Here is a 15037-nt window from a genome sequence, read left to right as displayed (position 1 = left end):
GCTTCGGTTGAGCAGATACGCTTTTCATGGCATTACGACAATTAATCCTTATTTCGGCTGAGGCTTGGAAAATCTAATGGCTAAGAAAAGGATCGGGCTACCGCCACTGGACTGGCTGCGCGTGTTCGAGGCCGCCGGGCGTCTTGGTGGGTTCTCGGCAGCAGCCAAGGAGTTCGGGCTGACGCAGGCCGCTGTCAGCCAGCGGATCGGCAACCTCGAAGCCTGGCTGGGCCGATCCTTGTTCGTGCGCGAGGCGCGGGGCGTGTCACTGACGGTCGAAGGTGAAAGCTATCTGCCCTTGGTGCAGGACAGCCTTCGCGCGCTGGAGCGCAATACCGAGGACCTGTTTGGCAAATCCCCGCGTGAGCTGCGCGTGGCCGGCTTGTCGTCGAACATCCACGCACTGGTTCTGCCTGCGCTGACCCGGTTTCACGAGATGCAGCCAGAGGTTCGGGTGATGACCGACTCGGTCGCGCGCCGGTCGTCTTTGGACGAAGAACGAACCTGGCTGCAAATCCGATATGGTCGGGGCATCTGGGCCGGGCGTGATGCCGACCTGATCGCGCCTGAGGTCCTTGTCCCCATGGCGCCGCCGGGTGTCGACTGGGGCGCTCCATTGATTGACCTGCGCGGAGAACGCCCCGGCTGGAGAGAATGGAGCCAGAAAAACGGCCAGCTGGACCTGCCGCAATCAAAAATCAGCTTTGATTCGATGGAACATGCGATTTCGGCTGCGCGGCGCGGCATGGGTGTGGTTTTGGGATCTGTTCCCTTGGCCCTTGCCGACCTGCAAGAGGGGCGGTTGCGGCGGCTGGACTTACCCGAATTGCTTACCAAAGACGGGTACTGGCTGACCTGGCCTGAAGACCGGGCGAAGTCCAGAAAACAGCGTGCCCTGATCGAGGATTTCCTGAATGCGCTGCGTGGTTGACCGTTCAGAAATCGATGGCGATGCCCTTCTTTTCCCAGTCACCATAGCGGGCCGGATCCGGTCCGTCTCGGCCACCCAGCTCTTTCGGCAATTCCCGGGCCTCGGCTTTGGCTTTGCGGCGGCGTTCTTCCGCTTCGGCCAGGGCGCGCTGGGCGGCGGGGGGCAAGTCTTTGCGGTCGTCACTCATGACATCGGGTTCCTTTCCTTGCGCAGTCTTGATATACGCCCGCGTCCGCCATTGGCAATGCGGACGCAGGTCACATGAAGGCGGTACCATGTCTAACAGCGCGACAGCAGCACGGCGCAGCGCAATCTATCTTCTGGATCAGGTTCTGGGCGAAGGTCGCCTGCTGGCCGAGTGTCTGGCGGCGGGCGCAGTGGATCGGTTGGAACCCGAGGATCGCGCGCGTGCCCAGCGACTGGCGTTGGAAACACTGCGTGGGCTGGAACGGGCCGACCGCCTGCTGGCCAACCACCTGAACCGAACACCCGCTCTGACGGTCCACAACGCGCTGAGACTGGGTGCGGTCGAGCTTTGCAACGGCGAAGCCGCCCATGGCGTCGTCAATTCCATGGTCGAGATCGTCAGCCGTTCGCGCAAGCATGGTCGCCTCAAGGGGTTGGTGAATGCCGTTCTGCGCAAGGTTGCGGTAGAAGGCCCCGAGGCGTGGCCGAAGATGCGCGTTCCGCGTTTGCCGGACTGGTTGCGTGAACCGCTGATCGCAGCGTGGGGCACGGATGCCGTAACCGGAATCGAGCAGGCACATTTCGCGGGTGCGCCACTGGACCTTACCTTGAAACCCGGGGCGGAAGGCCCTTCAGGCGAGATCCTTCCGACCGGGTCGGTGCGGTTGCACGATGTGGGTCAGGTCTCGACCCTGCCGGGGTACAAGGCCGGAGACTGGTGGGTGCAGGATGCGGCAGCCGCATTGCCGGTTCGCATTCTGGCCCCGAAGGCGGGCCAGAAAGTTCTGGATCTGTGTGCGGCGCCGGGTGGGAAAACGATGCAGCTTGCGGCCGCAGGGGCTGATGTCACGGCACTAGACGTGTCGGAATCACGGATGGAACGGGTGCGCGAGAACCTTGCAAGGACCGGCCTTAGGGCGAAGGTCATCGTGGGCGATGCGCTGGAACACGAAGACCGGTACGACGCGATCCTGCTGGACGCGCCGTGCTCGGCCACGGGTACGATTCGCAGGCATCCTGACTTGCCGTTTGCCAAGGACGGTTCGGAATTCGGCGGCCTGATCGAGCTCCAGTCGCGCATGTTGGCCCATGCGTGGGGCTTGCTCAAACCCGGTGGGCGTCTGGTCTATTGCACGTGTTCCCTGCTGCCGGACGAGGGGGAAGTTCAGGTGGAAGAGGCGCTGGACATGTATTCGGACATGAGCGTGGATCGCGACGCGCTGAACGTACCCGGTGTCGAAACGGATTGGATCACCGAAGAAGGCGGCTTGCGGTTGCGACCGGATTATTGGCCGGATCGGGGTGGTATGGACGGGTTCTATATCGCGTGTCTGACCAAATCCGTCTGAACGCACGCTTTTCGATGACTTGACGATCGGCGCGGTCTATCGTTGGGTCTCAAGCGCCAGCAGAGCGCAAGGGGCAGAGTAACACGCGTCATGTCGAAATCAGACACCATGGCCAGTCGGTGGATGCGGTTTCAGAACCGTTTCTACGCGCGCCTGAGCCAGCGGCAAAAGGCGGTCACAGGGTTTGTTGCGCAACCGGATCCGCGCTCGGTGGGTTCGTTCGCACGTGGCCGGCAACTGGTTGCCGGAAATCTGTTGTTCGCCGGCTATCTGGTCGAGGCCGAAGATACCGGGCTTTGGGATGTCACCGCCCCCAGTGCCGGCTTTGACGAAGAACGTCACGGCTTTGCGTGGCTGGATGATCTGGCCGCGGTCGGAGACATGCGTGCGCGGGAAAAGGCGCAGCGCTGGGTCTGGGGATGGATAGAATCTCATGGCCGCGGGCAAGGGCCCGGCTGGGCGCCTGATCTGACCGGACGTCGGGTGATGCGCTGGATCAACCATGCGCTTTTTCTGCTGCGAGGGGTGGATGAAAAACAAAGCAAACTGTTTTTCCGCTCGTTGGCCCAGCAAACATGGTTCCTGTCCAAGCGCTGGCATGCCGCGACCCCGGGACGGCCCCGGTTCGAGGCGCTGGCCGGACTGGTGCAGGCCGGGCTGGTGCTGGAGGGGCTGGAGCGGATGGCCGACCCGGCCCTGCGCGCCCTGGCCGGGGAATGCGACCGTCAGGTGGATGCGCAGGGCGGAATACCAACCCGCAATCCGGAAGAATTGCTCGAGGTGTTCACGCTGCTCAGCTGGACTTCGGCGGCGCTGAATGATCTTGGTCGCGGGACGCCTGCCGCCCAGGCCAATGCGATCAAACGGATCGCGCCGACCCTGCGCAGCCTGCGACATGCGGATGGGGCCTTGGCGCGATTCCATGGTGGCGGGCGCGGTGTCGAGGGGCGACTGGAACAGGCCCTTGCCCAAAGCGGCGTCAAACACAAGGCGGCCACCGAATTGCCGATGGGCTATGCCCGTCTGTCGGCTGCACGCACCACGGTGATCGTGGATGCCAGCATACCGCCGTCGGGGGCGGCCTCTTACAATGCGCATGCCTCTACTCTGGCGTTCGAGTTGACCTCGGGGCGGCGGCCGCTGATCGTGAATTGCGGGTCGGGGGCCAGTTTCGGGCTGGAATGGCGCCGCGCAGGACGGGCGACGCCGTCGCACTCGACGCTTTGCCTGGATGGATTCTCAAGCGCCCGGCTGGCCAACCCGGTGCCGGGGCGTGAAGCGCAGGCGCTGGTGGACGCGCCACAGGAGGTGCCCGTTGATTTCGAGGATGCGTTCGAGGGGATCCGCTTTATGGCGGGGCACGATGGATACGCAAAGGTCTTTGGTCTGACCCATGCGAGGACCTTTGAGTTGCGATTTGACGGGCGCGAGCTGACGGTCGAGGATATTCTGCTGACGGCGACCGACAAGGCAAAGCGTCAATTTGACAAGGCGATGGACGCTTCGGGCCTCAAAGGCATTGGCTATGACATCCGGTTTCACCTGCATCCGGATGTCGATGCGGCGCTGGATTTGGGCGGTGCGGCGGTGTCGATGGCGCTCAAAAGCGGTGAAATCTGGGTTTTCCGCCATGACGGCGTTGGAAAATTGTCCGTCGAGCCAAGCGTTTACCTTGAAAAAGGGCGTTTGAAGCCACGCGCGACAAAACAGATCGTTCTATCCGGGCGCGCAATGGAGTATGCGACGCGCACCCGGTGGACTCTGAGCAAGGCACAGGACACAGCCTATGCCGTGCGCGATACGCATCGGGACGAGCCCGAGTTAGACTGACGCCAAAAGGACCTTTGGACCCATGACCGATCTTCACCCCGTGCGCCGCGCGTTGCTTTCCGTATCCGACAAAACCGGGCTGATCGAGCTGGGCAAGGCGCTGGCCGAGCGCGGGGTCGAACTGCTGTCGACCGGCGGCACGGCCAAGGCGCTGCGCGATGCAGGGCTTGTGGTGAAGGATGTCAGCGAGATCACCGGTTTCCCCGAGATGATGGATGGCCGGGTCAAGACCCTGCACCCGATGGTGCATGGCGGGCTGCTGGCCCTGCGCGACAACGACACCCATGTTGCAGCCATGAACGAACACGGCATCGGTGCAATCGATCTGTTGGTTGTGAACCTGTATCCGTTTGAAGCAACCGTGGCCAAAGGCGCAGGTTACGATGAGTGCGTCGAGAATATCGACATCGGCGGTCCGGCGATGATCCGCGCGGCGGCCAAGAACCATGCGTTCGTAAACGTGGTCGTGGACGTTGAAGACTACGAAAAACTGCTGGGCGATATGGATCAGCACGACGGCGCGACCTGTCCGAAATTCCGCCGCAAGCTGGCGCAGAAAGCCTATGCCCGCACCGCGGCCTATGACACGGCAGTATCCAACTGGCTGGCCGATGCGCTGGAGCTGGAAGCCCCCAAGCGCCGCGCCTTTGCCGGTGAATTGAAACAAACCTTGCGCTATGGCGAGAACAGCCATCAGCAGGCTGCGTTCTACACCGACGGCACCAATCGGCCCGGTGTGGCGACCGCGATCCAGCATCAGGGCAAGGAACTGAGCTACAACAACATCAATGACACGGATGCGGCTTTTGAACTGGTGGCCGAGTTTGACCCCACTGAGGGCGCCGCCTGTGCCATCATCAAGCACGCCAACCCCTGTGGCGTGGCCAGGGGTGCAACCCTGCTTGAGGCCTACAAGGCTGCCTTCGACTGCGACCGCACCTCTGCCTTCGGCGGTATCGTGGCGTTGAATCAGCCTCTGGACGCTGAGACCGCGCAGGAGATCACCGGGATTTTCACCGAAGTCGTGATCGCTCCGGGCGCATCGGATGAGGCCAAGGCAATCTTTGCCGCCAAGAAAAACCTGCGCCTGCTGACGACCGAAGCGCTGCCGGATGTGACCGCCGGTGGGAAAACCGTGCGTCAGGTGGCCGGTGGGTTGCTGGTGCAGGACAAGGATAACGGCTTTGTCGGCATGGATGATCTGAAAGTTGTGACCAAGAAGGCCCCGACCGACGAACAGATGCGTGACCTTTTGTTTGCCCGGAAAGTGGCAAAGCACGTCAAGTCCAACGCCATCGTCTATGTCAATGACGGCGCTACGGTGGGCGTCGGCGCGGGTCAGATGAGCCGTGTGGACTCGGCCCTGATCGCCGCCAAGAAAGCCGAACGCATGGCCGATGCGCTGGGCTTGGCCCAACCGCTGACCATCGGTTCGGCCGTTGCGTCGGACGCGTTTTTCCCCTTCCCTGACGGCCTGATGGAAGCGGCCGCGGCAGGCGCAACCTGTGTGATCCAACCAGGTGGGTCCATGCGGGATGACGAAGTCATCGCCGCTGCGGATGAGGCCGGCCTGGCCATGGTCTTCACCGGCATGCGCCATTTCCGTCACTGATGCGGTCACGCCTGCTTCTCTGGGCGGCGCTGGCCGCCTTTGCGATCGACCAGATCAGCAAATATCTGGTCGTTCATGTCATGCGCGTGGCCGATCAGCCCGGCGGCATTGATGTTGTGCCGCCGCTGCTGGTGTTCAAATACGGCGAGAACCGGGGCATCAATTTCGGCCTGTTCCAAGGAAATTCAGAGGCTGCGCGCTGGATTCTGATCGGTATTTCCGTGGCGATCTGTGTCGGCGTGCTTGTTTGGCTGGGCCGTGCAGCCCATTCGGGGCTGATGCAGTTTTGTGGCGGCCTGCTGATCGGCGGTGCGCTGGCGAATGTGGTGGATCGGGTTCTTTACGGCTTTGTTCTGGATTTCCTGAACATGTCCTGTTGCGGCATCAACAATCCGTTTGTTTTCAACCTCGCAGATGTCTTCATATTTGCAGGAGCCATCGGGCTGGTGCTGTTTGACGGCAAAAAGGCCTCGTGACGCGCGGAATGATATGCGATAAAAGCGCCTGAAACAGGCTGGAGACACCAATGCGGATGCCGCGCGCCCTATTTGCTTTGACTGTTGCCGCTGCGGTTGCGGCGTGTTCGAATCCCGGTCTGCGGGATCTGGAGGCTCCGGGCCCGGGGCCGGATGAGTTTTCGGTGCTGCCGGTCAAGCCGCTGACCCAACCTCAGGACTATGCGTTCTTGCCTGCACCCACGCCGGGTGGCGCGAATCTGACGGATCCGAACCCAAATGCCGATGCGGTGGCTGCGCTGGGCGGCAATGCTGCTGCGCTGAATCCGAACGCGGCTGTGCCATCCTCGGATGCAGCGCTTGTCACGGCCTCCAGTCGCTATGGTGTTTCTCCCGATGCGCGGCAGGTGGTCGAGGCTGATGACGCCGCGTTTCGCAAACGCCGGGGGCGCTGGACCGGCCTGCGTCTGTTCCCGGTCGACCGCTATGGTCAGGTTTACGAAAAACAATCGATCGATCCGTTCGCGGAAACAGAAGCCGCCCGCCGGGCCGGCATCGAAACTCCTTCTTCGCCACCGGGTGAATAATTCTTAACTTTCCGTCATCGGGCTTGAACCCGGGCCGCGTCACCGTAGTTTGAATACCAGAAACGAAACGGAGGATGCCCTATGGTTCGGGCCCTGGCCTTGTCGGCTGCCCTGATCGCTGCCGCCCCGGTATTTGCCGAGGATGGGAAAGAAGCGGTTACCACATTCACATTGGACAACGGCATGGATGTCGTCGTGGTCGAAGACCACCGTGCCCCGGTCGTGCAGCATATGGTCTGGTACCGGGCCGGATCCGCTGATGAGCCGATCGGATCATCCGGCGTGGCGCATTTCCTGGAGCACCTGCTGTTCAAAGGCACCGACACGCTGGCCCCGGGAGAGTTCTCTGCCATCGTCGCTGCCAATGGCGGCAACGACAACGCCTTCACCTCGTATGACTACACCGCCTATTTTCAGCGTGTCGCCGCCGACAGGCTAGAGCTGATGATGCGGATGGAATCCGACCGGATGCGGAACCTTCGGCTGAGCGAAGAGGACATTCTGACCGAACGGGACGTGATTCTCGAGGAACGCAACCAGCGCACCGAAAACAACCCGCGCGCCCTGTTCGGCGAACAGATGAGTGCGGCCCAGTATTTGAACCACCGCTACGGCGTGCCGATCATCGGCTGGATGCACGAGATGGAGGATCTGGACATGGAGGACGCGCTGTCGTTTTACCAGACCCATTATGCGCCCAACAATGCCATTCTGGTGGTCACAGGTGACGTCGATCCCGACGAAGTCCGCGCGCTTGCCGATCAGTATTACGGTGTGATTCCCGCCAACCCGGACCTGCCCGAGCGGGTTCGGTCCCAAGAACCGCCGCAAACGGCCGAACGTCGCCTGACCTTCAAGGACCCGCGCGTCGCCCAGCCTTACGTTCAGCGCAGCTATCTGGCCCCGGAACGCGATCCGGGCGAACAGGAAAAAGCGGCGGCTCTGTTTCTGCTGGCCGAGTTGCTGGGCGGCAGCACGACGTCTTACCTGAACGAAAAGTTGCAGTTTGATCAGCGAAAGGCCGTCTATGCCGGTGCGTTCTATCGCGGTGTTTCACTGGATGACACGACCTTTGATCTGATCGTCGTTCCGGCCGAGGGGGTTTCCCTGCAAGAGGCCGAAGACGCCATGGACCAGGCCGTGGCCGACTTCATCGCTGAAGGTGTGAACGAAGAGGATCTTGAGCGCATCAAAATGCAGCTGCGCGCCGCCCAAACCTATGCGCGCGACAACGTGGACGGCATCGGCAACCGCTATGGCCGGGCCCTGACCAGCGGCCTGACGGTCGAAGATGTTCAGGCCTGGCCCGAGATCCTTCAGGCTGTGACCGGGGATGAGATCATCGCCGCGGCCCGCGAAGTTCTGCAACCCGAGGCGTCGGTCACCGGCTGGCTGATGCGCGATGACGAGGTGACGCAATGAAACGGTTTGTTGCAACGCTGATTGCCTGCCTGGTCGCCCTGCCGGCTTTGGCCGAGATTCAGATCGAAGAAGTGACCTCGCCCGGTGGCATCAAAGCCTGGCTGGTCGAGGATCATTCCATCCCATTCACCGCGCTGGAGTTGCGGTTCCGTGGTGGTACGTCGCTGGACGACCCTGACAAACGCGGCGCGGTCAACTTGATGAGCGGGCTGATCGAAGAAGGCGCGGGCGACCTGGATGCGCGGACCTATGCCCGCGAGTTGGAGGCTCTGGCGGCTTCGTTCCGATACAATGCCGGCGACGATTCAGTCTCGATTTCCGCGCGTTTCCTGTCTGAAAACCGGGATGAAGTGGTCGATTTGCTGCGCACGACGATCCACGAACCGCGTTTTGATCAGGATGCGGTTGACCGGGTGCGCGCGCAGGTTCTGTCGGGCCTGCGCTCGGACCAGACTGACCCGAACGAAATCGCAGGCCTCACCTTTGCGCGGATGGCCTACGGCGATCACCCCTATGGATCCGAAGGGAAAGGCACCATCGAAAGTGTCTCGGCCCTGACCCGCGATGACGTGGTCGCGGCTTACGAAGGCGTGTTCGCCAAGGATCGTCTGTACGTGGGGGCCGTCGGCGATATCACGGCAGAGGAGCTGGGTATCCTGCTTGATACCCTGCTTGGCGACTTGCCGGACACCGGCAAGCCCATCCCGGGCAAGGCCGAGGTGAACATTCCCGGCGGCGTCAGTGTTGTCGAATTCGACACACCTCAGTCCGTGGCCTTGTTCGGTCAGGCCGGGATTGATCGGGATGACCCGGATTTCTTTGCGGCCTTTGTTCTGAACCATATTCTTGGCGGCGGCGGGTTTGAGAGCCGGCTGATGCAGGAGGTGCGCGAAAAGCGTGGCCTGACCTATGGGGTCGGGACCTATTTGGTGCCCAAGGATCTGGCTTCGGTCTATCTTGGGTCCGTGTCCTCGGCCAACGACCGTATCGCCGAAGCCATCGACGTAATTCGCGATGAATGGGCGCGCGCGGCCACCGAGGGTGTGACGCAAGAGGAACTTGACGACGCCAAGACCTATCTGACCGGCGCCTATCCGCTGCGGTTCGATGGCAATGGTCAGATTGCCTCGATCATGGTCGGAATGCAGATGGAAGGCCTGCCGATTGACTATATCGCCACCCGCAATGACAAGGTGAACGCGGTGACATTGGAAGATGTGAACCGCGTTGCTGCCGAACTGCTTGACCCGGACGGTCTGCACTTTGTCGTCGTTGGCAAGCCGGTGGGCCTGGAAACAACGAACTGAACCTTTTGGGGTAAGCTGCGGCTTACCCCTTTTTCATGCTGCGCAGCATGTCTCCCATCATCTGGCCGAACTGGCCCGAGCCGCGCTGATACAACGCCCCGTCCACTGCCAGAACCGTACCGCTGATATAGCTGGCCATGTCCGAGGCCAGAAACAGGCAGGCATTGGCCACGTCTTGCGGCGTACCCCAGCGGCCCAGCGGCACGTCCCGGCGCAGCTGCTCGCCCGCGTCGGGGGTGGGGGCCAGCCGTTTCGCGCCTTCGGTGCCCTCGATGAAGCCCGGCACCACCGAGTTCACCCGGATGCCTTCCACACCCCATTCCATCGACAGGGTACGGGTGATCTGATCGACGCCCGCCTTGGCGGCGCAGACATGGGCCTGGCCCTCGTAGGGCAGGTAGGATTGTGGGGCCGAGATGTTGATGATGTTGCCGCCGGGCCGTTTCAGATAGGGATAGGCGCCTTTCAGAACATGCACGGTGCCCATCAGGTCGATCTCGACCACGGTGCGGAAGGCGTTGGCCGACATCTCCGCCATCAGCGCCGGGAAGTTGCCCGCCGCCCCCGAAACCAGCACGTCGAAATCGCCGAGCGCCGCGTGGAACTGTTTCAGCCCCTCGGCGACCGCCTCGGCGTCGCGCACGTCAAAGGCCGCGCCGATCGCCTCGGCCGCGCCTGCCGCCTTCAGCGCGGCGACGGTGTCATCCACCTTGTCCTGCGAGCGGCTGGCCACGGCCAGTTTCGCGCCCGAGGCCGCGAAGGCCTCGGCGATGCCCCGGTTGATGCCACTGGTGCCACCGATGACGATGACGGTTTTTCCCGAAAAATCCATGTAGGCCTCCCTTGAAGGGGAGCCCTACTCGCCGTAGGGCACCCAGGTGTTTTTCACTTCGGTCGAAGCCTGAAGGAAGCGGCGGGAATGGTCCATGCCCCAATCGAATGCCGTCGCGTTATTCACCCAGGTCCGTTTCAGGTTCCCGGCCGAGACGACCTCGATCTGCGCCGACAGGTCCGTCGATGAGAACGACCACACCGCGTCCACGTTCAGGTGCGAGGCCAGCGGTTTGGCCAGTTCCGCGTGGCTGCCGGTCAGGATGTTGACCACGCCTGCGGGCACGTCCGAGGTGTCCAGCACCTGATAGAAATCGGTGGCCGCCAGCGGATAGGGCTCGGACGCCACCAGAACTGTCCGGTTGCCCATCGCGATCGCCGGCGCCATGGCCGAGACCAGACCCAGCAGCGGTGCCTCGTCCGCACAGAGCGCGCCGATCACGCCCACCGGTTCCTTCATCGCAATCGCCACGCCCCGGATCGGAACGCCATGCACCTGGCCGTCATACTTGTCGGCCCAGGCGGCGGCGGTGAACAGGCGCTGGATTGCGGCGTCGACCTCTTTCGCGCCGTCCTTGCGGCCGGTCATCGCGTCGATGCGATGCGCGAACTCGTTGGAACGGGCCGAGAGGTTCTCGCCGATATAGTACAGGATCTGCGCCCGCAGATGGCCGGTGGTCTTGGACCAGCCCTTGGCCCCCGCCGCAGCCTCGACCGCGTTGCGCACATCCTTGCGGTTGGCCTGACCTACAAGGCCCAGCAGCCCCGCCTTGCCCCAGACCGCGCGGGAATAGCCGCCATCGGGCCGCGCCTGCTTGCCGCCGATGTACAGCTTGGCGGTGCGGTCGATCGGGTCGACCGGGCCACCTTCGCCCGCGACAGGTTCGATTTTCGCCAGCGGCTTGGCCTTGCCCTTGGGCTTTGTATAGGCGCTCAGCCCTTCCCAGCCGCCTTCGCGGCCAAAACCGCTTTCGCGCACGCCGCCAAAGCCCGCGGCCGCGTCGAACAGGTTGGTGGCGTTGACCCAGACCACGCCCGCGACCAGCTTGGGCGCGATGTCCAGCGCAAGGTTGACGTTCTCGGTCCAGACCGTGGCCGCCAGCCCATAGCGGGTGTTGTTGGCCAGCTCGATCGCCTCGGCCGGGGTGCGGAAGGTCGACGAGACCAGAACCGGGCCGAATATCTCCTCTTGCATCAACGGGTCCGAGGTTTCGAGCCCGGTGATCAGCGTCGGGGGGTAGTAGCAGCCATTCGCGGGCAATTCGCAGGCAGCCTGATGCACATGACCCACCGTATTGCTGTCGACCATGGAGGTGATCGTCTGCAACTGAACCGGATCCACCACGGCACCCACGTCGATGCATTTGTCCAGCGGGTTGCCGATGCGCAGCGTGTCCATGCGGGCGCGCAGCTTGGCATAGAACCGTTCGGCGATGCCTTCCTGCACCAACAGGCGCGAGCCCGCGCAGCAGACCTGGCCCTGGTTGAACCAGATCGCATCGACCAGACCTTCAATGGCTGAATCGATGTCGGCGTCATCAAAGACGATATAGGGCGACTTGCCGCCCAGCTCGAGCGTCAGGGCCTTGCCAGACCCGGCGGTGGCCTCGCGGATGCGGCGGCCCACTACGGTCGAGCCGGTAAAGGCGATCTTGTCTACGTCTGCGGCCACGATCATCTCACCCACTGCACCGTCGCCGGTGACGATGTTGACCACGCCCTTGGGCAGACCGGCCTGCATGCAGATATCGGCAAACAGCAGCGCCGTCAGCGAGGTGTATTCGGCGGGCTTCAGAACCACCGTGTTGCCCATGGCCAGCGCCGGGGCCACCTTCCACGCCAGCATCAGCAGCGGGAAGTTCCATGGGATGATCTGGCCGCAGACCCCCAGCGCCTGTGCGTCGGGCAGCTCGGTTTCCATCAGCTGGGCCATGCCCGCGTGATAGTAGAAATGCCGCTGCACCAGCGGAATGTCGATATCGCGCGATTCCCGGATCGGCTTGCCGTTGTCCAGCGTTTCCAGCACCGCGAACAGGCGGGCGTGTTTCTGGATCAGCCGCGCGATGGCATAGAGGTATCGGGCGCGGACGGGGCCACCCAGCTTTTCCCATTTGGGTTGGGCCTTGCGGGCGGCGGCAACGGCGGCGTCCACATCGGCCTGTGTGGCCTGGGTCAGCTTGGCCAGAACCTCGCCCGTGGCCGGGTTGCGGCTTTCAAACCCTTTGCCGGGCTTGGTGAAGGCGCCGTCGATGAAATGGCCGAACGTGTCGCCCTGATCGACCAGCCATGCCAAGGCCTCGGCGGCACTTTCCGGGGCGGGTCCGTATTCCATGGTCTCGAAAATCTCTTTGACTGTCATTGTTCCTGTCCTCAGCCCATCGGGTGCCGGTAGCCGGCCGAGTATGCCCCGGTGACGAAATGTTCCAACTGCCGCTCGATATCGCCCAGCAGGGACGAAGCGCCAAAGCGGAACAGGTCGGGTTGCAGCCAGCGGTCGCCCAGTTCGTCCTTGATCAGCGACAGGTAGACCAGCGCATCCTTGGCCTTGGAAATCCCGCCGGCGGGCTTGTAGCCCACGCGATGGCCGGTGCGGTCATAAAAGTCACGGATGGCGCGGATCATCACCAGCGACACGGGCAGGGTGGCGTTGACGCTTTCCTTGCCGGTCGAGGTCTTGATGAAATCCGCCCCCGCCATCATGCAGACCAGCGAGGCACGCGCCACGTTGCGCAGGCTGCCCAGCTCACCCGTGGCCAGAATGGCCTTCACATGCGCCTCGCCGCAGGCTGCGCGGAACGCCTTCATCTCGTCATACAGCGCCTGCCAGTCACCTTTCAGCACATGGCGGCGCGAGATCACGATGTCGATTTCCTCGGCCCCGGCCTTCACGCTTTCCTCGATCTCGGCCACACGCAGGTGAAAGGGCGACAGGCCCGCCGGAAAGCCGGTGGACACGGCCGCGACCGGAATGCCGGTTCCTGTCAGCGCATCCACCGCCGTTTCGATCATGTCGTGATAGACGCAGACCGCGCCGGTGGTGATCGGCGGCATGTCCAGCGCTTTCAGCAGGTCGGGCGACACGGGCTGGCGGGCCTTGGAGCACAGGCGGCGCACGCGGCCCTCGGTGTCATCGCCCGACAGCGTGGTCAGGTCGATCATGGTGATCGCCTTCAGCAGCCAGGCGGCCTGATGTTCCTTTTTCACCGACCGGCGCCCGGGCAGGGTCGCGGCCCGGCGTTCGATGGCCGAGGTGTTGGCCTGCACGGCGCGTACCCAGTCCAGGTCCAGATCCATGCCGGGGTTTCGGGCTTCGGTCACTTGCGGCAGATGCGCGGTGCGCACGGGGCTTTCTGAGCTCTGCGTATCCATTGTCACGTCCTTTGGGAGGTTTGCGACAAAATCGCACGGGAGACCGGGGAATGGAAGATGCAGGCGGGCAATGTTTGGAAAATTTTTGACCAAATGGACAAAATGTAACCGCTTTCTTGCGAATAATTCGCATTAGCGTTGACTTACTTGCGAATGGTTCTCATATTCAGTTCGAATGAGATGCAAAAACTGAGGTAGAAGATGATTCGCCGGAATTTTCTTGCGGTATTGGCGCTGGCCTTTTCCCTGCCGGTCACGGCCTGGGCCGATGCACCCCTCAAGGTTGTGGCCACGACGGGCATGATTGCTGACGCGGCCCGTCAGGTTGGTGGTGATCAGGTAGACGTCAAGGGGCTGATGGGGCCGGGCGTCGACCCGCATGCCTATCGTCAGACCCGCAGCGATATCGTGGCGATGACGCGCGCCGACCTGATCCTGTGGCATGGTTTGTACCTCGAAGCGCAGATGGAAGATTTCTTCCATGACCTTGAACGCAAGCGGACCGTGGTTGCAGTTGCCGAAGGTATCGACATGTCGAAGCTGCGCGCGCATGACGATTACGCCGACAAATATGACCCGCATGTTTGGATGACGCCCGAATTGTGGCGGGACGTGGTGCTTGAAGTGCAGGCGGCCCTCACCGAGGTACGTCCTGAAGCGGCCGAAGTTTTTGCAGCGAATGCGCAGGCCCACCTGGCAGATATCGATCGTCTGACAGCCTATGCAGATCAAGTTCTGGCGTCTGTTCCAGACAACAACAAGGTTCTTGTGACCGCCCATGATGCTTTTGGTTACTTTGGTGAAAGTTTCGGGTTCGAGGTTCTGGGAATTCAGGGCATCTCGACCCAGTCCGAGGCGGGACTGAACCGGATAGGCGAATTGGTCGATCTGCTGGTTGACCGCAAGATCACGGCTGTTTTCGTCGAAAGCTCGGTCTCGGATCGTTCGATCCGCGCGCTGATCGAGGGCGCGGCCGCAAAGGGTCATGAGGTGCACGTGGGGGGCGAGTTGTTCTCGGACGCCATGGGTGAAGAAGGAACCTATGAAGGTACCTATCTTGGTATGCTGGACCATAACATCACGGTCATTGCCAGTGCTTTGGGTGGCGATGTGCCAGATCGTGGCATGGACGGAAAACTGTCGGCGGGGTTTTGATCG

General features: G+C 62.4%; 13 protein-coding genes. 9 read left to right on the top strand and 4 right to left on the bottom strand.

The genetic code is table 11. The features are described from left to right. The first annotated feature begins 76 nt into the window (after nucleotides 1-76). On the top strand, nucleotides 77-931 hold the full coding sequence (locus ACR0A2_RS09625) for a LysR family transcriptional regulator (RefSeq protein WP_480834873.1): 855 nt from the start codon (nucleotides 77-79) through the stop codon (nucleotides 929-931). Nucleotides 932-935: 4 nt separating this feature from the next. Here the strand turns inward: ACR0A2_RS09625 and ACR0A2_RS09620 are convergent, their stop codons facing one another. Further along, nucleotides 936-1118, bottom strand: a complete 183-nt coding sequence (locus tag ACR0A2_RS09620; RefSeq protein WP_152459369.1) for a DUF1674 domain-containing protein — start codon at nucleotides 1116-1118, stop codon at nucleotides 936-938. Between the two features lie 88 nt (nucleotides 1119-1206). Between ACR0A2_RS09620 and ACR0A2_RS09615 the strand changes: the two genes are divergently transcribed. The 7 genes from ACR0A2_RS09615 to ACR0A2_RS09585 all read left to right on the top strand — a co-directional run bounded on the left by ACR0A2_RS09615 (nucleotide 1207) and on the right by ACR0A2_RS09585 (nucleotide 9679). Next, entirely contained in the window at nucleotides 1207-2466 is a 1260-nt protein-coding gene (locus ACR0A2_RS09615; protein ID WP_480834872.1) for an RsmB/NOP family class I SAM-dependent RNA methyltransferase, read from the top strand. Between the two features lie 90 nt (nucleotides 2467-2556). Continuing rightward, nucleotides 2557-4296 carry a heparinase II/III family protein gene (locus tag ACR0A2_RS09610; RefSeq protein ID WP_480834871.1) on the top strand — a complete coding sequence of 580 codons (1740 nt, stop codon included), beginning with the start codon at nucleotides 2557-2559 and terminating at the stop codon, nucleotides 4294-4296. 22 nt (nucleotides 4297-4318) lie between these two features. Beyond that, nucleotides 4319-5908 carry a bifunctional phosphoribosylaminoimidazolecarboxamide formyltransferase/IMP cyclohydrolase gene (purH, locus tag ACR0A2_RS09605; protein WP_480834870.1) on the top strand — a complete coding sequence of 530 codons (1590 nt, stop codon included), beginning with the start codon at nucleotides 4319-4321 and terminating at the stop codon, nucleotides 5906-5908. Continuing rightward, on the top strand, nucleotides 5908-6384 hold the full coding sequence (lspA, locus tag ACR0A2_RS09600) for a signal peptidase II (protein WP_480834869.1): 477 nt from the start codon (nucleotides 5908-5910) through the stop codon (nucleotides 6382-6384). Before purH ends, lspA begins: the two co-directional genes overlap by 1 nt. 50 nt (nucleotides 6385-6434) lie before the next feature. Next, on the top strand, nucleotides 6435-6950 hold the full coding sequence (locus ACR0A2_RS09595; RefSeq protein WP_480834868.1) for a DUF3035 domain-containing protein: 516 nt from the start codon (nucleotides 6435-6437) through the stop codon (nucleotides 6948-6950). A gap of 81 nt (nucleotides 6951-7031) precedes the next feature. Next, entirely contained in the window at nucleotides 7032-8372 is a 1341-nt protein-coding gene (locus ACR0A2_RS09590; protein ID WP_480834867.1) for a M16 family metallopeptidase, read from the top strand. Continuing rightward, nucleotides 8369-9679 (top strand): M16 family metallopeptidase, encoded by a 1311-nt coding sequence (locus tag ACR0A2_RS09585; protein ID WP_480834866.1) that lies wholly within the window; start codon nucleotides 8369-8371, stop codon nucleotides 9677-9679. Before ACR0A2_RS09590 ends, ACR0A2_RS09585 begins: the two co-directional genes overlap by 4 nt. Nucleotides 9680-9701: 22 nt before the next feature. On the opposite strand, the gene ACR0A2_RS09580 is transcribed toward ACR0A2_RS09585, so the two are convergent. The 3 genes from ACR0A2_RS09580 to deoC are packed head-to-tail and all read right to left on the bottom strand — an operon-like array spanning nucleotide 9702 to nucleotide 13879. After that, nucleotides 9702-10511 (bottom strand): SDR family oxidoreductase, encoded by an 810-nt coding sequence (locus ACR0A2_RS09580; protein ID WP_171637275.1) that lies wholly within the window; start codon nucleotides 10509-10511, stop codon nucleotides 9702-9704. A gap of 24 nt (nucleotides 10512-10535) precedes the next feature. After that, the gene (locus tag ACR0A2_RS09575) at nucleotides 10536-12869 is read right to left on the bottom strand and encodes an aldehyde dehydrogenase family protein (protein ID WP_480834865.1); all 2334 of its coding nucleotides are present in this window, start codon (nucleotides 12867-12869) and stop codon (nucleotides 10536-10538) included. 11 nt (nucleotides 12870-12880) lie between these two features. Further along, entirely contained in the window at nucleotides 12881-13879 is a 999-nt protein-coding gene (gene deoC / locus ACR0A2_RS09570; protein ID WP_480834864.1) for a deoxyribose-phosphate aldolase, read from the bottom strand. Nucleotides 13880-14080: 201 nt separating this feature from the next. Between deoC and ACR0A2_RS09565 the strand changes: the two genes are divergently transcribed. After that, nucleotides 14081-15034, top strand: a complete 954-nt coding sequence (locus tag ACR0A2_RS09565) for a metal ABC transporter solute-binding protein, Zn/Mn family (protein ID WP_480834863.1) — start codon at nucleotides 14081-14083, stop codon at nucleotides 15032-15034. Nucleotides 15035-15037 lie beyond the last annotated feature (3 nt).

The organism is Ruegeria sp. H8 (assembly GCF_056532905.1).
This window is presented reverse-complemented; position numbering and strand designations above follow the sequence as displayed.